The organism is Jannaschia donghaensis (assembly GCF_001403795.1).
GTDB lineage: Bacteria > Pseudomonadota > Alphaproteobacteria > Rhodobacterales > Rhodobacteraceae > Jannaschia > Jannaschia donghaensis.
The window spans coordinates 589,021-608,857 of sequence record NZ_CXSU01000012.1 but is presented as its reverse complement, the minus strand read 5'-3'; the positions used below and the strand labels follow the sequence as shown (position 1 = coordinate 608,857).

The 19,837-nt window shown below is 63.7% G+C and carries 18 protein-coding genes; 9 read left to right on the top strand and 9 right to left on the bottom strand.

Translation table 11 applies throughout. The annotated features are described in order from the left end of the window. The first annotated feature begins 118 nt into the window (after positions 1-118). On the top strand, positions 119-694 hold the full coding sequence (locus JDO7802_RS12255; protein WP_055085973.1) for a hypothetical protein: 576 nt from the start codon (positions 119-121) through the stop codon (positions 692-694). A gap of 18 nt (positions 695-712) precedes the next feature. Here JDO7802_RS12255 and JDO7802_RS18530 read toward each other — a convergent pair whose 3' ends face one another. The 3 genes from JDO7802_RS18530 to guaB form a co-directional block, all read right to left on the bottom strand. After that, positions 713-2,791 carry a two-component system sensor histidine kinase NtrB gene (locus tag JDO7802_RS18530; RefSeq protein ID WP_438501648.1) on the bottom strand — a complete coding sequence of 693 codons (2,079 nt, stop codon included), beginning with the start codon at positions 2,789-2,791 and terminating at the stop codon, positions 713-715. An 810-nt stretch (positions 2,792-3,601) separates the two neighbouring features. Beyond that, positions 3,602-4,777, bottom strand: coding sequence for an RsmB/NOP family class I SAM-dependent RNA methyltransferase (locus JDO7802_RS12245; RefSeq protein ID WP_055085969.1), 1,176 nt, complete (start codon positions 4,775-4,777; stop codon positions 3,602-3,604). Between the two features lie 15 nt (positions 4,778-4,792). Next, complete coding sequence (gene guaB / locus JDO7802_RS12240) at positions 4,793-6,238, bottom strand: IMP dehydrogenase (protein ID WP_055085967.1); 1,446 nt, start codon at positions 6,236-6,238, stop codon at positions 4,793-4,795. 172 nt (positions 6,239-6,410) lie between these two features. On the opposite strand from guaB, the gene thrS reads away from it, so the two are divergent. Then, a complete protein-coding gene (thrS, locus tag JDO7802_RS12235; protein ID WP_055085965.1) occupies positions 6,411-8,357 on the top strand; it encodes a threonine--tRNA ligase in 1,947 nt (648 codons plus the stop codon). Between the two features lie 256 nt (positions 8,358-8,613). Here the strand turns inward: thrS and JDO7802_RS12230 are convergent, their stop codons facing one another. The 3 genes from JDO7802_RS12230 to JDO7802_RS12220 all read right to left on the bottom strand — a co-directional run bounded on the left by JDO7802_RS12230 (position 8,614) and on the right by JDO7802_RS12220 (position 12,161). Then, entirely contained in the window at positions 8,614-9,285 is a 672-nt protein-coding gene (locus JDO7802_RS12230) for an SOS response-associated peptidase (RefSeq protein ID WP_055085963.1), read from the bottom strand. A 9-nt stretch (positions 9,286-9,294) separates the two neighbouring features. Beyond that, positions 9,295-10,389 carry a histidine kinase dimerization/phosphoacceptor domain -containing protein gene (locus JDO7802_RS12225; RefSeq protein ID WP_055085961.1) on the bottom strand — a complete coding sequence of 365 codons (1,095 nt, stop codon included), beginning with the start codon at positions 10,387-10,389 and terminating at the stop codon, positions 9,295-9,297. A 218-nt stretch (positions 10,390-10,607) separates the two neighbouring features. Further along, on the bottom strand, positions 10,608-12,161 hold the full coding sequence (locus tag JDO7802_RS12220) for a bifunctional metallophosphatase/5'-nucleotidase (RefSeq protein WP_055085959.1): 1,554 nt from the start codon (positions 12,159-12,161) through the stop codon (positions 10,608-10,610). A gap of 118 nt (positions 12,162-12,279) precedes the next feature. Between JDO7802_RS12220 and JDO7802_RS12215 the strand changes: the two genes are divergently transcribed. Next, positions 12,280-12,615, top strand: coding sequence for a DUF952 domain-containing protein (locus JDO7802_RS12215; protein ID WP_055085957.1), 336 nt, complete (start codon positions 12,280-12,282; stop codon positions 12,613-12,615). Beyond that, the gene (locus JDO7802_RS12210; protein ID WP_055085954.1) at positions 12,612-13,652 is read left to right on the top strand and encodes a quinone-dependent dihydroorotate dehydrogenase; all 1,041 of its coding nucleotides are present in this window, start codon (positions 12,612-12,614) and stop codon (positions 13,650-13,652) included. Before JDO7802_RS12215 ends, JDO7802_RS12210 begins: the two co-directional genes overlap by 4 nt. Here the strand turns inward: JDO7802_RS12210 and JDO7802_RS12205 are convergent. The 3 genes from JDO7802_RS12205 to JDO7802_RS12195 are packed head-to-tail and all read right to left on the bottom strand — an operon-like array spanning position 13,649 to position 15,944. After that, positions 13,649-14,995, bottom strand: a complete 1,347-nt coding sequence (locus JDO7802_RS12205) for an MATE family efflux transporter (RefSeq protein WP_055085952.1) — start codon at positions 14,993-14,995, stop codon at positions 13,649-13,651. The two genes, JDO7802_RS12210 and JDO7802_RS12205, sit on opposite strands and share 4 nt — an antisense overlap. Continuing rightward, positions 14,992-15,495 carry a PaaI family thioesterase gene (locus JDO7802_RS12200; protein WP_055085950.1) on the bottom strand — a complete coding sequence of 168 codons (504 nt, stop codon included), beginning with the start codon at positions 15,493-15,495 and terminating at the stop codon, positions 14,992-14,994. The genes JDO7802_RS12205 and JDO7802_RS12200 overlap by 4 nt, the downstream gene beginning before the upstream one ends. After that, positions 15,492-15,944 carry a PaaI family thioesterase gene (locus JDO7802_RS12195; RefSeq protein WP_055085948.1) on the bottom strand — a complete coding sequence of 151 codons (453 nt, stop codon included), beginning with the start codon at positions 15,942-15,944 and terminating at the stop codon, positions 15,492-15,494. Before JDO7802_RS12195 ends, JDO7802_RS12200 begins: the two co-directional genes overlap by 4 nt. Positions 15,945-16,040: 96 nt before the next feature. Here JDO7802_RS12195 and JDO7802_RS12190 point away from each other — a divergent pair, with 96 nt between their 5' ends. The 5 genes from JDO7802_RS12190 to JDO7802_RS12170 all read left to right on the top strand — a co-directional run bounded on the left by JDO7802_RS12190 (position 16,041) and on the right by JDO7802_RS12170 (position 19,825). Then, complete coding sequence (locus tag JDO7802_RS12190) at positions 16,041-16,418, top strand: MerR family transcriptional regulator (RefSeq protein ID WP_055085946.1); 378 nt, start codon at positions 16,041-16,043, stop codon at positions 16,416-16,418. Between the two features lie 210 nt (positions 16,419-16,628). After that, a complete protein-coding gene (locus JDO7802_RS12185) occupies positions 16,629-17,024 on the top strand; it encodes a MerR family transcriptional regulator (protein ID WP_055085944.1) in 396 nt (131 codons plus the stop codon). Between the two features lie 79 nt (positions 17,025-17,103). Beyond that, positions 17,104-18,882: an acyl-CoA dehydrogenase C-terminal domain-containing protein gene (locus JDO7802_RS12180; RefSeq protein WP_055085942.1), complete on the top strand. Its 1,779-nt coding sequence runs from the start codon at positions 17,104-17,106 to the stop codon at positions 18,880-18,882. Between the two features lie 50 nt (positions 18,883-18,932). Beyond that, positions 18,933-19,151, top strand: coding sequence for a hypothetical protein (locus tag JDO7802_RS12175; RefSeq protein ID WP_055085940.1), 219 nt, complete (start codon positions 18,933-18,935; stop codon positions 19,149-19,151). Between the two features lie 41 nt (positions 19,152-19,192). Further along, positions 19,193-19,825 carry a glutathione S-transferase family protein gene (locus JDO7802_RS12170; RefSeq protein WP_055085938.1) on the top strand — a complete coding sequence of 211 codons (633 nt, stop codon included), beginning with the start codon at positions 19,193-19,195 and terminating at the stop codon, positions 19,823-19,825. The last annotated feature ends 12 nt before the right edge of the window (positions 19,826-19,837 follow it).

Here is a 19,837-nt window from a genome sequence, read left to right as displayed (position 1 = left end):
TTATGACTTATTTGGAACAAAGTTAGAACATTTGCAAGCCCCTTGGACTTGCACCGATCTTGATGCGAGATGGTTACCAAAGCGTTGACGAAACGCACGAACAGGGAGCGCGCCCGCGATGTTGATATTCTGGAAGCCGCGTCTTGCCCTTCTCGCCGTGCCGAAAACGGGAACAACAGCTCTTGAGAACGCGCTTGCCTCCTCGGCCGACGCGGCCATCGTGAACCCCCCTGGTTTGAAGCATTGCACCGTCAGAAAGTACCGCAGGGACTTATCCGGCTTTTTCGAACAAAAAGGCAAACGCCCTTTGTCCCTTGTTGCTGTAATGCGGGAGCCAGTCGACTGGCTGGGCAGCTGGTACCGTTACAGAGGTCGCGATGCCCTTGCCGGCCAGGAAAATTCCACCGCCGGGATGACGTTCGATGCCTTCGTGCAGGCCTATCTGCAAGACAATCCGCCGGCCTGCGCCAAGGTCGGATCACAGGCCGCCTTTCTAGAGGGCGGCGTTGACCATCTGTTCCGCTACGACCGCCCGTCCGATCTTATCGACTTTCTTCGCGACAGGCTCGGGCAACCGGTCGAGGTGGGCCGTGCGAATGTCTCGCCCGATGGCGATCTTACGCTGTCGAGACAAACCCGCGCAGCACTCGAAACCGGGCGCGGCGCAGATTTTGAGCTTTGGTCAGCCCTCTAACCGTACAGCCGCAGTGTTTTAACTCAACGCGCGCTCCACCGTGCGCGTCAGATCTGCCAGCGAGAAGGGTTTCGGAAGAAATACAGAATTGGGGACCGGGACACTCGTCTCCGAAAGCGCATCCTGGGTGTATCCCGAGATAAATATCGTGCGAACATCCGGCCGGTCTTTCATCGCTTGACGGACCCACGTCGGCCCGTCTAGGCCCGGCATCATCACATCGGTAACGAAGACATCCACGTTCAGCGTCTGGTCTTCCAGATGGGCCAAAGCGGCCTCCGCGCTTTCCGCCTCGTGCACTTCGTAGCCTCGCAGTCGCAGCGCCCGCGATGCGAAGGCCCGGACAGGCGCCTCGTCTTCGACCAGCAAGACGACAGGGCGGCTTCGTTCGGTTTCGCTCCAGTCCGCCGATCGCCCCGACGCTGTTGGAGTTTTGTCCTGAGATTGCAAAACCGAGGCCGGCTCCGCAGCGGGTACGGGGTCGATATCGTCGCTTTGATCCATTTCGCCGCCCCCTGACAGCACTTTGTCGAGCAAATACGCTAGGTCGTCACCATCCGGATCATCGCCGGCCGCATGATTTTCCCCCATGTCGCCGTCGTTTCCGGGTGCGTCACGTTTCAATGCGTCTGAATGTGGCTCATCGACCAGTGGCCCTTCCGAAGCCATGCCGACCACTTGGTTAATCTCGTTTTCATCGTCCTGCACGTCGGCAGAAATCTCGTCTGGATCCGCATCAAAAGCGTCGTCCTTGGCCAAGTCATCAACCGCCGGAGCCGTGACGGTCGGTTCGTGATCTTTTGGGCCAGGTGGGTTCTCCTGCTGGGCGTCCAAACTGCCGGAGAACATGTCAGATGAGATCGCCATGTCATGGGGCTGCTCGGCGAGCGGCACGGGGTGCCCAACCGATTTCTCGAGTTCCAGCAGACTCTCTTCACCAAGTGCCGGGAAGAACAAACTAAATTGCGTTCCTTCCCCCGGGGGACTATCAGCAAAGATGTAGCCGCCGGATTGCTTGACGATGCCGTAGGCCATGCTGAGACCCAGCCCCGTGCCTTCGCCCGGACGCTTGGTGGTGAAAAATGGCTCGAAAATGCGGCTCAGATTATCGGGAGAAATTCCCTCTCCCTGATCGGTGACGGACACCACGACGTATTGCCCACTGGGAACCGTGACGCGGTCGCGTCTGACGGGACTGTCGAGATACCGACACTCCGTCGAGATCAGGATCTCTCCGCCGGTCGGCATGGCGTCGCGGGCGTTGACGACCAGGTTCATCAAAACCTGTTCCAGTTGTCGACGATCACCGCGGATCGGGATCAGGGCCGGATCGTGGTGAAGGCGCAATATCACACGTTCTCCGACCAAACGGTTCAGCAGATGGGCCAGATCGCCAAGCGTGTCGCGCAGGTCGATCGGTCGCATCTCCAAAGTCTGCTTGCGCGAGAATGCCAGCAATTGACCGACAAGCGCGGCCGCGCGGTTCGCATTCTGCGTAATCTGAGTAAGATCGGCGTAGTCCTCGTCCCCTTCACCGTGGCGCAGCATCAGAAGATCGCAATGTCCGGAGATCGCGGTCAGAAGATTGTTGAAGTCATGCGCGACGCCCCCCGCCAGCTGACCGATGGCCTGCATCTTCTGGCTTTGGACGAATTGCGCCTCCAGCGTCTTGAGTTCCGTCGCATCGTTGACGACTGCCAGAAGGCCCCCGTCCGCATCGCCGACCGGACGACCCAGCGTGATCTGGAGATAGGTTTCGACCTCCGCGCCCGTAACGCGAACGACCTCCGCGCGGTAGAGGCCACGACCGGCCGCCGCCTCGCTGACCCACTCGCGCACGCTGCGACCCAGGCCTTCGACAAGAGCGGCGAGCCGGCGCTCGGACGTGGTGGCGATGGCCGGGAGAAGATCCCTTGCGAGGCGATTGGCGAAGATCACACTGCCGTTCGCATCCAGTCGCAAGAGCGCGACAGGCAGCGTGTCGAGCGCGACCTGATCGTCGGGCTGCTCATCGGCGGGCAGCACAAAAACCTCCTGCCGGCCGTTCACCGCATCTGACAAGAGGATGCGGGCCGACTGAGGACCGTCCTTCGTCATAATGCGATTGAGGCCGCCGTTGCTGAGCGGGATGGATTCGAACAGATCGGCCAGGCGCGTGACCCTTTGCCCAACCATGCCACGCAACACTTCGTTCATGTACAGGATCGTGCCGGACGCGCCGAACGTCAGGATCGGGAGGCCGAGACCGTCGGACGTCCGCTTGGGCCGATCGACCAGATCCTCAAGGCGCCAGAGATATCCAGCCGGCATCCGGTGAACGGCGACCCGGACGTGGCCCCGGCGTGTGACGACGTCTTCGCGTGCGCCGGTCTTCGCCTCCTCAGCGGCGAGGCGCAGCCTGTGAACGACGGCATCGGGGTTGGCGAACAGCGACTCCAACGCGCGCGTCATCGTGCCGCCCACCTGCTGCCCGAAGCGTTCCTTCGCGGCGGTATTCTGAGACAGAATGCGCCCCTCTTCCGAGGTGCAGAACCCCGGGGCGCTGTCGTGTTCGAGAAAATCCATGACGATCCGCAGGCGACGCGTCGCCCGCGACGACACGATGAAGGTGCCCAGGTGCACCAAGACCACAACACACGACAGGCTGACCGCGGCGGTCAGGATAAGCATGTCGGGACCGGCCTGCCCAAACCAGAACGACGCACCGGCCGCCGCCAAAGCACAGATCAACAGGAGTCCGGAGCCGGTCCGCAGTTGTCGCAGGGTCTGTAGCCGATCTTCCAACGTCTTTCCCCGCCTCCATCCAATGGACGAACCGAGCACTTTTCGCCCGAGAATCGCCCGAGTATCTATGCAAAATAAGTGTTAATGTCGCCTTAACGACACTAGCAGGCCCGGCCCGGCTGGCTAGCCGTGTCGCAAAACGCTCAGATGGAATCCGTCGCAGCCGCCGGCCGTTGGCAAGCAAGACCACCGGTCTTCGAGCGTGATGTCGGGGTCGGATGCGACGACGCGATCGGCGATTTCCGCATTTTCGCAGGCCAGCACCGAACACGTCATGTATCCGATCCAGCCACCGGGCCGGACCAGGGCAATGGCCCGGCGTAGAATCTCGTCCTGCAGGACCGTCAGTTCGGTCAGGCGGCCTTGTGTCAGACGCCACTTGGCATCCGGCGCGCGCCGCCAACTGCCACTGCCGGAACAGGGGACATCGACCACCACCGCGTCGAACGGAGCCACATCTTCAGGGGTCGAAAGCTGCGTGATTTCAACGTCTGCGCGGGCGCTTCGCATGGGGATGTCGCGCATTCGGGCCGCGTCGACATCATGGGCGAAGACCGACGCGGCGCCCCGAGCTGCCATGGCAAGGGCCTTGCCCCCGCCCCCGGCACACAGGTCCAAGACGCGCGCGCCCTCCATGTCAGGCAACCGCGCGACGAGAGCCTGCGATCCCGCGTCCTGCAATTCCCACAAACCATCCTGAAACGACGGCAAATTCGTCAATCCCCGCGCCGGGCCGGTCAGGCGGAGCGCGGTCGGCGCGGTATCGTCCAAGACCGTCTCCACGCCCTCGTCCGCCAAGACCGTCTGGAGCGCATCGCGCGAAATTCTGGCCGTATTGGCGCGCAGAAAGACGGGCGCGCGGTCGCGCAAAGCGGTCAGCACGGGGTCGGCATTTTCCCCCAGATCCCGCTCGAAAATCTCAAGAAGCCAGTCGGAGATATCCAATTGCGCCGCGCGGGATAGCGTACCGTCGGGTGGCGAGACCTCTTCCAGCGGCGCGGGTGCGTGGCCCTGTCCGGAAAACAGGGCCCCCAGATCGGCCCCTTGCCCCAATAGCACGCCGGCCATGACCGCGCGGGCATCGCATTCCTTCGGCATATGCGCGATGCCACCTGCCCAGGCACCCGTCCGAAGGCGGCGCAGCGCGTCGAAAACGTGGTCACGGACGGCGGCGCGGTCCTTCGATCCGGCATACCGACTGCTCCGACCCCAAGTCGTCAGCGCGCGCTCTGCCGCGACGCCGGACAATACGATGTCCAGAACCTCGATCGCCGCCTGAACGCGTGCGCCGGGGGTCATCGCGGAACCCGCCGGTCAGGAGCGGTAATTGGGCGACTCTCGCGTGATCTGGACGTCATGCACATGGCTTTCCTTCAGGCCGGCCCCGGTGATTTTCACGAAGGTGCAGGACCCCCGCATGTCGGCCACGGTGGCACAACCGGTATAGCCCATCGCGGCGCGCAGCCCGCCGACCAATTGGTGCACGACGGCCCCGGCGCTACCCTTGTAGGGGACCTGCCCTTCGATCCCTTCGGGGACCAGTTTGTCCGACGCGGCATCTTTCTGAAAATATCGGTCGGCCGACCCCCGCGCCATAGCGCCCAGACTGCCCATCCCGCGATAGGATTTGAACGACCGACCCTGGTACAGAACCACCTCGCCCGGCGACTCGTCGGTCCCGGCGATCATGGAGCCGACCATCGCGCAGGACGCGCCGGCCGCGATGGCCTTGGCGAAGTCGCCGGAAAACTTGATGCCGCCGTCCGCGATGACGGGCACATCGCCCGCTGCGGATGCGGAATCCATGATCGCGGTCAGCTGTGGCACGCCGACGCCCGCAACGATGCGCGTGGTGCAGATCGACCCGGGCCCGATGCCGACCTTCACCGCATCCGCACCCGCGTCGATCAGGGCCTTGGTGCCCTCGGCGGTGGCAACATTGCCGGCAACCACCTGAACGTCGTTCGACAACCGCTTGATTCTGTTGACCGCGATACCCACACCTTCGGAATGGCCGTGGGCCGTGTCCACCACGATCAGGTCGCAGCCCGCGTCGATCAGCGCCTCGGACCGCTCGAACCCGGCGTCGCCGACGGTCGTCGCGGCCGCGACACGCAGACGGCCAAGGTGATCCTTGCACGCCTGCGGATTCAGAACGGCCTGTTCGATGTCCTTGATCGTCAGAAGGCCCGTCAAATGACCCTTGGCGTTTACGACCAGCAGTTTCTCGATCCGCCGGGCGCGCATCATCGACCGGGCCTCCGACAGATCGGCAGGCTCCCGCAGGATGGCCAGATTATCGGCGGTCATCATCGTGGCGACCGGCGTCGTGTCGTCGCTGGCGAACCGCATGTCACGGTTGGTCACGATCCCCAGAACGCGGCCCTTGTCGTCGGTCACGGGGAAGCCTGTAACGCGGTACCGCTCCTGCAGGGCCTTGGCGTCAGCCAGTGTCTGGTCGGGGCGCAGGGTGACGGGGTTGTAGACCACCCCGCTTTCGAACCGTTTGACCCGGCGCACTTCCATCTGCTGCGCGTCCAGATCCAGATTGCGGTGGATCACCCCCATGCCGCCGGCCTGTGCCATCGCGATGGCCATCCGCGCCTCGGTCACGGTGTCCATGGCCGACGACAGCAGCGGGATGTTCAAGGCGATGGATTTCGTGACCTGCGTGCGCGTATCGGCGGTGCCGGGCAGGACCTGACTTGCGCCGGGAACCAGCAACACATCATCGAAGGTGAGGGCCTCGCGAATCTCCATTGGAGCACTCCTGCGGATCATATCGGTTGGCGCTTTCCTGTTTCATGGGTCCGCCGCAAGGGCAACCCCCGCGCCACGCCCTTTACAGCCCGGCGTCCGCCCGCCAAAAGGCCCCCACACATACCCCGCAACCGGGCGCTTCGTAGGCGCCAAAACGACGGAGGACAGCATCTTGTCCCAGATCACCCTCACCTTTCCCGATGGCAATTCGCGCGACGTACCCGCCGGGATCACGCCCGGCGAAGTCGCCGCCGACATCTCCAAATCGTTATCGAAAAAGGCTATCTCCGCCACCGTGAACGGCGAACATTTCGATCTGGCCTGGCCCATCGAAGCGGATGCCTCGATCGCGATCAACACGATGCAGGACGAAGCGCCCGCGCTCGAGTTGATCCGCCACGATCTGGCCCACGTCATGGCGCGCGCGGTGCAGACCGTGTTTCCGGACGTGAAGGTCACCATCGGCCCGGTCCGCGATTTCGGCTGGTTCTACGACTTCGACCGTCAGGAGCCGTTCACCCCCGAAGACTTGGGGGCCATCGAAGCCGAGATGAAGAAGATCATCAACGCCCGCGACCCGGTGCGCACCGAAATCTGGGACCGCGACCGCGTCCGCCAGCATTACACCGACACGGACGAGCCTTATAAGATCGAACTCCTCGACCGCATTCCGGGCGACGAGCCGATCCGCATGTACTGGCACGGCGATTGGCAGGACATGTGCCGGGGCCCGCATCTGCAGCACACCGGGCAAATCCCGGCGGATGCGTTCAAACTGACCCGCGTCTCCTCGGCCTATTGGCTGGGTGACAACACCCGGCCGCAGTTGCAGCGCATCTATGGCGTGGCCTTTCGCAATCGCGACGACCTGAAGAAGCATCAGCAATTTTTGGAGGAGGCGGAGGCCCGCGATCACCGTCGCCTGGGCCGCGAGATGGACCTGTATCACATGCAGGAAGAAGCGCCCGGTCAGGTGTTCTGGCATCCCAATGGCTGGACCATCTATACCACGCTGCAGGACTACATGCGCCGCCGCCAGCGCGCGGGCGGCTATGTCGAGGTGAACACCCCGCAGGTCGTGGACCGCAAGCTATGGGAAGCGTCGGGCCACTGGGACAAGTACCAGGATCACATGTTCATCGTCGAAGTCGACGAGGAGCATGCGCGCGAAAAGGCGATCAATGCCCTGAAGCCGATGAACTGCCCGTGCCACGTCCAGATCTTCAACCAAGGCCTGAAATCCTACCGCGACCTGCCGCTGCGCATGGCTGAATTCGGATCATGCGCGCGCTACGAACCCTCCGGTGCGTTGCACGGCATAATGCGTGTGCGCGGCTTCACGCAGGACGACGGGCATATCTTCTGCACCGAAGATCAGATTCAGGACGAATGCGCGAAATTCATCGCTTTCCTGACCGAAACCTACGCCGATCTGGGGTTCGAGAGTTTTGACATCGCCTTCGCCACACGCCCCGAAAAGCGGGTGGGCAGCGACGAATCCTGGGACCACGTCGAAGGCGCGTTGGAAGCGGCGATCAAGTCGACCGGCAACCCATACCGAGTCGAAGAAGGCGACGGCAGTTTCTATGGCCCCAAGCTTGACTTCTACCTGACCGATGCCATCGGGCGCGTCTGGCAATGCGGCACGTTCCAGGTCGATCCGAACCTGCCCGAACGCCTTGGCGCGACTTATATTGGCGAAGACAGCGGCAAGCACCGCCCCTACATGCTGCACCGCGCGACCTTGGGCAGTTTCGAGCGGTTCATCGGCATCCTGATCGAAAACTCCGCCGGTCGCCTGCCCTTCTGGCTGGCCCCGCAACAAGTGGTCGTCGCCTCCATCGTGTCGGAGGCCGATGATTACGTGCACGAGGTGGTCGCGGCGCTGACCAAGGCCGGCGTCCGCGCCAGTGCGGACATCCGCAACGAGAAGATCAATTACAAGGTGAGGGAGCATTCCCTGGCCAAGGTGCCCGTCATCCTCGCCATCGGGCGCAAGGAAGTGGAAGACCGGACAGTCACGCTGCGCCGGTTGGGCGAGAAGACAACGCAGGTCATCGAGCTCGACACCGTAACAGCCGATCTGGGCATGGAGGCGACGGCCCCCGACCTTCGGTAACGGTCTGTTGGCAGATCGGGGACAATTCGGTGCGGACACCGGATTGTCCCGACATCACCCTATAGTCGCCCCAATCGCGCCACATTCGGTCGGCATCCTGTAACCCGAGATGAAGTCCGGTCCCGGGGTCGATCAATCCTCCCCTTACGATCCTCCGGTACCGCGATCGTCGTCTCTCTCTCCCTAGACGTCTGGTCGGCCCGTACAATTGTGCGGGCCGCACCATATTCCGGCCCTGGATCGTCCGACTGACGGCTCAGACGTCTTCGTCGTCGATCAGCGGATCGATGAGGTCCGAACCCTCTGCCCGGTTGGAGTTCACGGCCCGCGATACGCGATGCCGGACCAGTCGCCCTTCAGGTGCGGCCCGCATCAATGTCGCCGCGCCCGTCCCCTCCTCGCCCAACCACAACCCCCAGTCCTGTGGGGCCAGCGTGACCGGCTCCCGGTGGTGGATGTCGGCCATGGTGGGCCCGGCGGCGCAGCTGACGATGGCGCAGGTCGCCAAAGCGTCCGGGCCCCACTCCTGCCAGATGCCCGCAAATACGATCGGCTCGCCTGCGGGATCGTGGAAATACCACGGCAACCGCGTTCCGTCCCCGGCCTTCGTCCATTCGTAAAATCCGGTTGCCGGGATCAGGCATCGACGGGCGCGGCAGGCATCGCGGAAAGCCGGCTTGTTGGCGATGGTCTCGGCCCGCGCGTTGATCAGCAGGGGACCGGAGGTGGGCGTATCATACCAATGGGGCAGAAATCCCCACCGCATCGACACGATCCGTCGGATGGTATCGTCCGCGGTGACGACGGGCACCTGCACGGTGGGGCAAACGTTCCAGCGCGGCGCGCCCGGCACATCGTTCGAGGGCGTCGCCGCGAACAGCTGCACCATCGCGTCCTGCGGGAGCGTCAGGGCATAGCGTCCGCACATCGGCGACCCCTAGGACGTAGGGACCGGAAACTCCAGCGAGACCTTGAACCCATGCCCAAGGTCGGCGGTTGTCAAAGTTCCGTCCATCTGGGAGGCGGACGCCTCCATGATGCGTTTGCCAAGGCCAGGAGCTTTATGGGCCTGCCCGGCCACACCGACGCCGTCGTCCGTGCAGCAGATGCGATAGTCGTTCGTTTTCGTCCGGTGTCCCACGATGCTGACACGACCGGTCCGCCCGTCGGGAAAGGCATGTTTGAAGGCGTTCGAGATCATCTCGTTCACCAAAATACCCAGCGCGGAGGCGCGCCGTGCAACCATCGCGACACTCTCGAAATCCATGTCGATCTCAACGCCCGGGGGGGCAATGTTGCGCAGATGGGTCGCGATACGCATCAGATAGTCCTTGATGTCGATCGGTGCGTCCGGATCCTCGGCGCGGTATAGATCGTCGTGCAATGCGACGATCACGTCGATCCGACGCTCCACCGCACCAAGGGCTTCGCGGACCTCGACGGTTGCCCGCCGCGCCGCCATCCGTGTCATCGCGGACACGTTGGCAAGGCTGTTCTTGACCCGGTGATCCACTTCGCGCCGCATGGCGTCCTGATTGCGCAACGCCTCGTGCAGTTCCAGACGCTGCATCACCTGATCGGCCAGGATGCGCAGCGCCCGCCGCTCTGTGTCGCCCAGACGCCGGGGCCGCCGGTCGAGCACGCAAAGAGAGCCGAGCGAAACGCCCGTCTTCGTTGCGATCGGAGCCCCGGAATAGAACAGCATCGGATCCTCTTCATTGGTAACCAACGGATTGTCCTTGGTGCGCATGTCCAGCCGGGTGTCCGGGATTTCCAGGATGCCATCATTCAGGATCGCATGACTGCAGATCGACGATTCCAGCCCCGTGGAATCGAAGTCGAGTCCGCAGACCGCCTCGAACTTTTGATCCAGTTCGCGCACGATGGAGACGAGCGCGATGGGACACTGGCATATCTGCGCGGCAAGTTCGACAAGACCGTCGAATGCCCCGTCGTGGGCCGCAGTTCCCAGATCGTACCGCTTGATGGCGGCAAGTCGGGCGCTCTGATTGGCTGGGATCGGTGCAAGCATCGTTGGAATCCTCGGTTTCGTCGGCGGGAACGAACTCACTTTGGCGAAACTTATCGCAGGGCGATCCCAGCGGCAGCAAATGTAGGAACCAGTCTGAATGCCCTTACAATCAGGCGATGACGCTAAATCGAATTTTCGAGAAAGAAAAGGGGAAGCGGAAAAAAATCCCGCTTCCCCAGTACCTTCGCCGAAAAATGTCCAGCGAAATTTGACCTATGTCATTTGACGTTGATGCGATCGTCAGTGAACGGCGTGTAGGGTCCGTTCTCAGCCAGGAATTCCGCAGTCACATCCGCGAGGTCCGGCCCGAAATCATAGGCGTCATCCGCGTCGACGAACATGTCGTATCCGTCACCGCCGTTGCGGACATAGTTATTTGACACGACGCCATAGACCTTGGCCGGGTCCAGCGGTTCGCCACCGATCATCACGTCGCTGACGCGGGATCCGGCTTCGGCGCTCGCATCGAACGCAAAGGTCAGGCCGGACACCTGTGGGAACCGGCCAGCGCCCTCCTCCACTTGGCTCACGCCATTCTCCAGCGCCGCCAGGATCGTCGCGCCGTCGACCCGGAAGGTCGACAGGGTGTTCTGGAATGGCAGCACCGTCAGGACGTCGCCCATGGTGACTTCGCCCGCGTCGATGGACGCACGGATACCACCACCGTTCTGGATCGCCACGTCGATGCCCTGGTCGGCGACCCGCGCCAGCATCGCGTCGGCGATCAGAACGCCCATTTCGCAGACCTGCGCGCGGCACACGTCGCGGTCACCCCCGATGGGCTGATCCGTCTGTGCAACGACCTTGTTGCGGATCTCGTCCAAGGGAAGCGCCAATTCGGCGATACGGGCGACGGTGTCGGCGTCCTCCTCGACGGTGGCGTCGACGATCAGGGCCTGACCCGCCGCTTCGGTCACGTTGCCGTCGTCGTCGAACGTGACGTTCAACTCGCCCAGGAACTTGCCATAGGCATAGGCCTGTACGATCGCCGTCTCGCCGACCATCGTGGGATAGGCACCCTCCGCACCCTCCATGTCGCCCAGCAACGTGTTGGAGTGGCCGCCCACGATGACGTCAACGCCAGTGGTGTTCGCCGCAACGTCCTGATCGACGCCATAGCCCGAGTGGCTGAGCACGATGATCTTGTTCACGCCATCAGCGGTCAGCTTGTCGACCTCGGCCTGCACCGCATCGGCGGGGGCCGTGAAGATGATGTTCGGACCGGGCGATGCCAACTCGTCGGTGTCCTGCGGCGTCAGGCCGATCATGCCGATCCGTTCGCCGCCCCGCTCGATTACAGTCGATTTCGCGATCTTGTCCGCAAGGGCGGGTTCACCCGAGATATCGGCATTGGACATCAGAATGGGAAAATCGATCGCATCCACGAAGCCGGCCAGAACCTCCGGGCCGTCGTCGAATTCGTGGTTGCCGACGGTCATGCCGTCGTAGCCGAGCGCGTTCATGAACTCGGCCGCCATCTTGCCCTTGTAATAGGTGTAGAACAGCGTGCCCTGGAATTGATCGCCGCCGTCCACGAGGATCGAATTGTTGCTCCGCGCGCGCGCCGCCTCGACCGCGTTCACCAGACGGGCCGTCCCGCCGAAACATTCGCCCGCGGTGTTGTCCTCGGCCGAGCAGGGACCGTCGTATTTGCTGATCGGCTCGAACCGCGCGTGGAAATCGTTGGTGTGCAGGATCGTCAGCGAATACTCGGCATTTGCCATGCCGGTGGTCAGCGCCAGCGCCGCCGTTGCTGTCAGGAATCGTTTCATTTCTTTGAACCCCCTAGGTTTGATGACCCGGATCGTGCGCAGGTCGCCCCGGCTTGTCAAAGCCATATAACAACGGCGCGACTTGACGCAGCGGGATGTCGGGGGCATCTGCGCTCACATGATCTACAAATTGTTCAAAACGCCCGAATGGCAGGCGCTCAAGGCCGATGGCACCACATTGGGTGCGCCCATCGACCGTGACGACGGCTATATCCACTTCTCCACCGCCGACCAGGTGGCGGAGACTGCGGCGAAGCATTTCGCCCAGGCGGAGGGGCTATGGCTGATCGGCGTGGAGGATGCGGCCGTCGCCGACAACCTGCGCTGGGAGGAGTCGCGCGGCGGGGCAAAATTCCCGCATCTCTACGCGCCTTTGCGGATGGATCAGGTGGCCTGGGCGCAACCGCTGCCGCTGGTCGATGGCGCGCACGACTTCCCGGCGGGCCTGACATGATCGAAGCGGCGGGGCTGGCCCTTCTGCGCCGCGTCGATCCCGAACGCGCGCATGGGCTGGCCCTCTCTGCCTTGAATGCGGGGCTGGGCCCGCGCGGCGGCCCCGTGACGTCGCCGCGCCTGCGGACCGATCTGGCCGGATTGGACTTGCCGAACCCCGTGGGGTTGGCCGCCGGCTTCGACAAGAATGCCGAGGCGCTTGCCCCCCTCGCCCGCTGCGCCTTCGGATTTCTGGAGGTCGGCGCGGCGACCCCCCGGCCCCAGCCCGGCAACCCCAGACCCCGCCTTTTCCGCCTGACCGAGGATGCGGCCGCGATCAACCGTTTCGGCTTCAACAACGACGGGATGGAGGCGATCGCCGCCCGTCTGGCCAACCGCCCGAAGGGCGCGATTGTCGGGCTGAACCTGGGCGCCAACAAGGACAGCGCCGATCGGGCCGAGGATTTCGCGCGGGTCCTAACGGCCTGCGGCGGCCATATCGATTTCGCCACCGTCAACGTCAGCAGCCCGAACACCGAACGCCTGCGCGACCTGCAGGGGGCCGACGCCTTGGCGGCACTGCTGGCGGGCGTCGTCACGGCCCGCGACGCCCTGCCTCGTCGCATCCCGATTTTTCTGAAGATCGCGCCCGATCTGACCGAAACCGACTTGGCCGACGTGGCCCGTGCGGCGCGCGGCATCGACGCGATCATCGCCACCAACACGACGCTGGACCGGACCGATCTTGCGTCGTCCCAACGCGATCAGGCCGGGGGCCTTTCGGGTCAGCCGTTGTTCGTGAAATCGACCCGGACGCTGGCGCGCCTGTCCACCCTGACCGATCTGCCACTTGTCGGTGTCGGCGGCGTCGCCACCGCGCAGCAGGCCTACGCCAAGATCCGCGCCGGGGCGACGGCGGTGCAGCTTTATACCGCACTGGTCTATGGCGGCATCTCGCTGCCGGGCAAGATCGCGCGGGGCCTCGATGCGCTGCTCGCCCGCGACGGCTTCGATACCGTGGCACAGGCCGTCGGCACCGATCGGGAGCGCTGGCTCTAGGCCTTTACAGGATCCGGATCAGGCGGAGACTGGCGAAGGGCTGCGTCCACAAGCGCGGGATATTTCCACGCCAGCGTGCCCCCCCGCACCACGAACGACACCATCAGCGCGGCCCAGAGCCCGTGGTTGCCCAACCACGGGACAAGCGCGAACAGGGCCAGAAGATAGACCACGAAGCTCAGAACCGTCATGTTGCGCATATCGCGCGTGCGCGTCGCGCCGATGAAGACACCGTCGAGCATGAACGCCCCGACCCCCAGAAGTGGCATCAGCCAGACCCAGGGCAGATATTCCGCCGCCACGGCCCGGACGTCCCCGGCCTTGGCCATGACCTCGATCAAGGGTTGGGCCGCGATACCATAGAACACTGCCAGCCCCATGGACGTGCCAAGCGCCCACCACCCACACAGCCGGACCGCCCGGCGCAGCCGCGCGCGGTCCCCGGCCCCGAAGAAACGCCCCACCAATGCCTCCACCGCGAAGGCGAACCCGTCGAGCGCGTAGGACGTGATATAGACGAATTGCAACAGCACCTGATTGGCGGCCAGCGTCGCGGTGCCGAAGACCCCGCCCGTCAACAGGAACGACACGAAGGTGGCCTGCAACAGGATCGACCGGATCAGAATGTCGGTATTCACGGCCACCATCCGGCGCAGGCGCGCGGGATTCAGAATCTGCGCGCGGTCGCGCCATGCCGGGCCGACGAAGGCCTCGCGGCAAAACCAAAGGGCCAGGATCACGCCAGTCCATTCCGCGATGAACGTGGCCCAGGCCACCCCCGGCACGCCGAGGCCAAGGCCCAGCACGAACCACAGGTCCAGCGCGATGTTCGCCCCGTTCATCGCCAGTTGCAGGACCAGGACCGCGCCCGTGCGTTCCTGCGCGATCAGCCAGCCGGTGATACCGTAGATCGCGATGGCGGCCGGTGCCGAAAGGATGCGGATCGACATGTAATCGCGGGCCAGCGCCTCCACCTCCGGCGTCGTGGGTGCCACGCGGAAGGCCCCGGCCATGATCGCGCCCTGGACTGCGATCAGGGCGACACCCGCCGCCCCGCCGATCAGCAAGGCGCGCGATAGCAGCGCGACCAGCTCCGCCCGGTCATCGGCCCCGATGGCCTGCGCCGCCAGTCCCGTCGTCCCCATCCGCAAGAACCCGAAGATCCAGTAGACGGACGACAGGATGATCGCCCCCGCCCCAACAGCGGCGATCGGAGCGGCCTGCGCCATCTGGCCCACGACCCCAGTATCGACCGCCCCCAAAATCGGCACCGTCGCATTCGACAGCACGACCGGCACGGCGATCTTCAGGATGCGGCGGTTCGTCAGATCCGGTGGCGTCATTCCCCGCGCGGGGGCATCAGGAAATGACCCGTTCCCTGGGCGAACAGACGGTCGCGATTGTCCTGCCAAGCCTCGACATGTACGGACGAATACCGTCGCCCGCTGCGGTTCACGCGCGCCCGGGCATAGGCGTCGCGCGGCAGGCCCGCGCGCAGGTAATCGACGCTGAAATCAATCGTCTTGGGCAATCGCGGAAGCGTTTCGGGCGTCAACGCCTCTCCGTCGATCCGCCCGGATTCCAGATCATCCCAGATCAGGGCCCAGGACAGCGTGACGATGGCTGTCACCTCCAGGAACGCGGCCGTGACCCCGCCGTGCAGGGCCGGCAGCATCGGGTTGCCGATCAGCTTGGGGTCGTAGTGCAGAACACCGGTCAGCTCGTCCCCACGCCGGTCGAAAGTGATATCGAGGAATTTGATATAGGGCACACCCGACACCAGGGCGTGCAGTGCGGCATCGCGGCGCTGCTTGATGATCTGGATCGGCTCCGGCGTCTTCATGTGCGCGTGCCCCGGTCCAGGGTGAAGGCCCCGTTCGCGACGGCAACCGGGCCCTTGTCCGTTTCCTCATCGAAGGCTTCGGCCCGCACGAAGGCGACCGACCGCGTGACATGATGGCACACGGCGCGGGCCGTGATCGTCTGGTGGGGCGTGGCCGCGCGCATGTAATCGATGCGCAGGTCCATCGTCGCCGTCGAAACCGGGGCCGTCGGGTGGGACAGAACGGCCGCGCCCCCGGTTGTGTCCATCAGGGCGGAAACCGCGCCGCCATGCACGACCCCGGTGCGCGGGTCGCCGACGATCTGCGCCGACCAGGGCATGGCGACCGTCGCCTCGCCGGCCCCGACATCCTGCACCGTCATCGACAGCGCGCGGCAATGCGGCAGAGCCTGGATGAATTGATGGGCGGCGCGGGCGCGGGCGGTGTCGGGATCGGGCGTATCTGTCATGGCAGCAGCCTTGCCGCGTCCCGCCCCCTGCCGCAAGGCCACGCAATAGACAGAGCCGTCGTCATCGTGCCAGACTGCGCCTTGGGGGAGGACGCGATGACCGATAGGATCGACTTCAAACAGATGTGCGCGCGTTTCGATGTGACGCCGCGCACGCTGCGCCATTACGAATACATCGAACTGCTGTCACCGGCACGCGAAGGTCGTGCCCGGTTTTACGGCGCGCGCGATGTGGCGCGGATGACGCTGATCCTGCGGGGGCGCAAATTCGGCTTTTCGCTGGAGGAGATCCGGCAATGGCTAGAACTCTACGATGCTGACCCCGAGGGGCGGACTCAGAAGCAGGCCTGGATCGATCTGGCGGAGGGTCAGCTGCGCGAGCTGGACGAGCGCAAACGCGATCTGGAAGACGCGATCTCCGAACTCGCCGCGCTGCGCGACCGCGTCCGGGCGGAACTCGATTCAAAGACCTGATCATCGAGGAGGCACCTTCCAGCGGAGCTGCCCAAGACTTCAGCGTGATGAAGATTTATAATTTCACTTGCCCAAGGGTTACCTTTGCATTCGTTACGTCAACTTATAGATGACGTGACGTCCTGCTTACGTAAACGTCACCGGTGGTTGTATCGATCTCTCAACGTCCGCATCTGCGCCCCAACGACGATGCAGACAAAGGAAACCGGGATGCCCGACGATTTGATGACCATCCGCCAGATGTGTGACGCCTTCGACGTCACGCCCCGCACGCTTCGGTTCTACGAAGCCAAGGAACTGCTGTTCCCGCAACGCGAGGGGCAGCGCCGCTGGTTCACGCGCCGGGATCGCGCGCGGCTCAAGCTGATCCTGCGCGGCAAGCGCTTCGGCTTTTCGCTGGAGGATATCCGGCAGCTGTTGGACCTCTATACGTTGGGCGACAATCAGTACACGCAGCTGGCCCGCTCCTACGAGATCGGCCAGGAACGTCTGGACTCGATGAAGGCCCAGCGCGCCGAACTCGACACCGCGATCGACGACCTGGAGGAGCAGTTGAGCTGGGGTGCCAAGATGATGAACCAGATACAGGGCCGCAAGGCCGGTTGAGGGACCGAACACCGGGGGCGTTCGCGCCCCCGCCGAAATAAGCGGGTTCACCCCGCACCGTCTTTAGGAGGATGAGACAATGCCCAGCTATACCGCTCCGACGAAGGACATGCAGTTCGTACTGCACGATGTTCTGAAGGCTTCGACCCAGGATATTCCGGGATACGAGGAACTGGACCGCGATTTCACAGGTGCCGTTCTGGAGGAGGCCGGCAAGCTGGCGCAGGACGTCTTGCACCCCCTCAACGCCGTCGGCGACACGCAGGGCTGCGTTCTGGAAAACGGCATCGTGCGCACCCCCGACGGCTTCAAGGAAGCCTTCGACCAGGTCCGCGACGGCGGCTGGACCGCGCTGGACTGCGATGAAGAATATGGCGGCCAGGGCCTGCCCTATCTGATGCAGACCGGCGTGGGCGAGATCCTGTCGTCGGCCAACATGGCCTTCAACATGTACCAGGGCCTGACCCATGGGGCCTATTCCGCGATCCACGCCCACGGCACGGACGCGCAGAAGGCGAAGTGGCTGCCCAAGATGGTCACCTGCGAATGGACCGGCACCATGAACCTGACGGAGCCGCATTGCGGCACCGACCTGGGTCTGATGCGCACCAAGGCCGAACCCCAGGATAACGGGTCGTATAAGATCACCGGCCAGAAGATCTTCATCTCCGCCGGCGACCACGACATGGCCGACAACATCGTCCATCTGGTTCTTGCCAAGATCAAGGACGGCCCCGAAGGCATTAAGGGCGTCTCGCTCTTCATCGTGCCCAAGGTGCTGGTGGACGAGGATGGCAACCTCGGCGCGCGCAACGGTGTCTCGGTCGGCAAGATCGAGGAGAAGATGGGCATCCACGGCAATTCCACCTGCGTCATGAACTATGACGAGGCCGAGGGATATCTGCTGGGCGATGCGCACAAAGGCATGCGCGCCATGTTCACCATGATGAACGAGGCACGGCTGGGTGTGGGTCTGCAAGGGTACGCCCAAGGCGAGATCGCGTATCAGAACGCGTTGGCATATGCGATCGACCGCCTTCAGGGGCGCGACGTCACGGGCACCAAGAACCCCGACGGCCCCGCCGATCCGCTGATCGTGCATCCCGATATCCGTCGCAACCTGATGGACCAGAAGTCCTTCGTGGAAGGCGCGCGCGCTTTCGTGTTCTGGGGTGCGATGATGATCGACCGCGCCCACCGCAACGAGGACAAGGACGCCGATGGCCTGATCTCGCTGCTGACGCCGATCATCAAGGGGTTCCTGACCGACAAGGGCTTCGAGATGGCAACCAACGCGCAGCAGGTCTATGGCGGCCACGGCTATATCGAGGAATGGGGCATGTCCCAATTCGCCCGCGACGCCCGGATTGCGATGATCTACGAAGGGGCCAACGGCGTTCAGGCGCTCGACCTTGTGGGGCGCAAGCTGGCGCAGGACGGCGGCAAGCACGTCATGGCCTTCTTCGACATGGTGAAATCCTTCTGCAAGGACAACGCCGACGACGAAGTCCTCAAGGCGGGCTATCTGGAACCGCTCAAGGCCGCGTCGAAGGATCTGCAGGCCGCCGGCATGTATTTCATGCAGAACGGCATGAAGAACCCGAACGCGGCCCTGTCGGGATCTTACGACTTCATGACCATGTTCGGTCATGTCGCGTTGGGCCTGATGTGGGCCAAGATGGCCAAGGCCGCGGGCGAGGCGCTCAAGGAAGACGGGGCTGACCGCGATTTTCTGGAAGCCAAGATCGCGACGGGCCGCTACTACATGGCGCGTCAACTGCCGGCGACGAAGATGCATCTGGCCCGGATCGAAACTGGTCCCGAAACCGTGATGGCGCTGGAGTCGACCGCCTTTTGACGATCCCGTTCTGTCGGCCCATGATGGGTCGACAGAACACCGGAGTATCGATGGCCCGTGCCCAACGCCTTACCCGCCGCTTTCCGGCGCAAATGTCCGAAGCCGGATATAGACGTTTGAAAAAATTCGCAGGCGAGGCAGGGCTGGACGAAGGAGAGGCGTTGTCGTTCCTGTTCGAAAACTTCGAAAGCGTGACCAACGGCGACAACCTGCCCCACCGCCTGCAACTGCATAAGGCGATGCTGGCAAGACGACAGGAGAAGAGCTGACAGGCTCTCTCCACCAGACCGGCGCTTCGGGAGGAGGCACCATGACGATGGAATTGCACTGCTTCGGTGAAAGCGGGAACAGCTACAAGGCGGCGCTGGCGCTGGAACTGGCGGGCGTCGACTGGCAGCCGGTGTTCGTCGATTTCTTCGGCGGTCAGGCCCGCACCCCCGAATGGCGCGCGGAAAACGGCATGGGCGAGGCTCCCGTTCTGGTGGACGGCGATATCCGCTTGTCGCAATCGGGAGCGATCCAGGCCTATGTCACCGAAAAAACCGGCAAACATGGCGGCGCGCCGGGCGAACATCTGGAAGTGCTGCGCTGGGTCCTGTGGGACAATCACAAATTGTCGTCGCAGGCCGGAATGCTGCGGTTCCTGATGAACTTCCTGCCCGAAGACAAACGGCCCGCCGAGGTGATCGCCTTCACCCAGGCCCGCCTGAAATCCGCCTATGACACCTTGAACCGCCACCTGGACGGACGCGCCTGGATCGTCGGCGACGGCGTGACCAACGCCGATCTGTCGTGCTGTGGATACCTTTACTACCCCGAACCCTTTGGGTTCGACCGCACCGAATACCCCGCCATCGACGCCTGGCTGGGGCGCATCGCCGCCCTGCCCGGCTGGAAACATCCCTATGACCTGATGCCCGGACGCCCCAGCGACCGCGCCTGAAATACCCCCCGG

Bases quoted from the DNA above. Each gene is read 5' to 3' on its own strand.
- JDO7802_RS12225 (WP_055085961.1), bottom strand. From the start codon at position 10,389: ATGCTTGCACCGATCCCAGCCAATCAGAGCGCCCGACTTGCCGCCATC.
- JDO7802_RS12220 (WP_055085959.1), bottom strand. From the start codon at position 12,161: ATGAAACGATTCCTGACAGCAACGGCGGCGCTGGCGCTGACCACCGGC.
- JDO7802_RS12210 (WP_055085954.1), top strand. From the start codon at position 12,612: ATGATCGAAGCGGCGGGGCTGGCCCTTCTGCGCCGCGTCGATCCCGAA.
- JDO7802_RS12190 (WP_055085946.1), top strand. From the start codon at position 16,041: ATGACCGATAGGATCGACTTCAAACAGATGTGCGCGCGTTTCGATGTG.
- JDO7802_RS12245 (WP_055085969.1), bottom strand. From the start codon at position 4,777: ATGACCCCCGGCGCACGCGTTCAGGCGGCGATCGAGGTTCTGGACATC.
- guaB (WP_055085967.1), bottom strand. From the start codon at position 6,238: ATGGAGATTCGCGAGGCCCTCACCTTCGATGATGTGTTGCTGGTTCCC.
- JDO7802_RS12200 (WP_055085950.1), bottom strand. From the start codon at position 15,495: ATGAAGACGCCGGAGCCGATCCAGATCATCAAGCAGCGCCGCGATGCC.
- JDO7802_RS18530 (WP_438501648.1), bottom strand. From the start codon at position 2,791: ATGACGAAGGACGGTCCTCAGTCGGCCCGCATCCTCTTGTCAGATGCG.
- JDO7802_RS12215 (WP_055085957.1), top strand. From the start codon at position 12,280: ATGATCTACAAATTGTTCAAAACGCCCGAATGGCAGGCGCTCAAGGCC.
- JDO7802_RS12195 (WP_055085948.1), bottom strand. From the start codon at position 15,944: ATGACAGATACGCCCGATCCCGACACCGCCCGCGCCCGCGCCGCCCAT.
- JDO7802_RS12230 (WP_055085963.1), bottom strand. From the start codon at position 9,285: ATGTGCGGACGCTATGCCCTGACGCTCCCGCAGGACGCGATGGTGCAG.
- JDO7802_RS12205 (WP_055085952.1), bottom strand. From the start codon at position 14,995: ATGACGCCACCGGATCTGACGAACCGCCGCATCCTGAAGATCGCCGTG.
- JDO7802_RS12170 (WP_055085938.1), top strand. From the start codon at position 19,193: ATGACGATGGAATTGCACTGCTTCGGTGAAAGCGGGAACAGCTACAAG.
- JDO7802_RS12175 (WP_055085940.1), top strand. From the start codon at position 18,933: ATGGCCCGTGCCCAACGCCTTACCCGCCGCTTTCCGGCGCAAATGTCC.
- JDO7802_RS12255 (WP_055085973.1), top strand. From the start codon at position 119: ATGTTGATATTCTGGAAGCCGCGTCTTGCCCTTCTCGCCGTGCCGAAA.
- JDO7802_RS12180 (WP_055085942.1), top strand. From the start codon at position 17,104: ATGCCCAGCTATACCGCTCCGACGAAGGACATGCAGTTCGTACTGCAC.
- JDO7802_RS12185 (WP_055085944.1), top strand. From the start codon at position 16,629: ATGCCCGACGATTTGATGACCATCCGCCAGATGTGTGACGCCTTCGAC.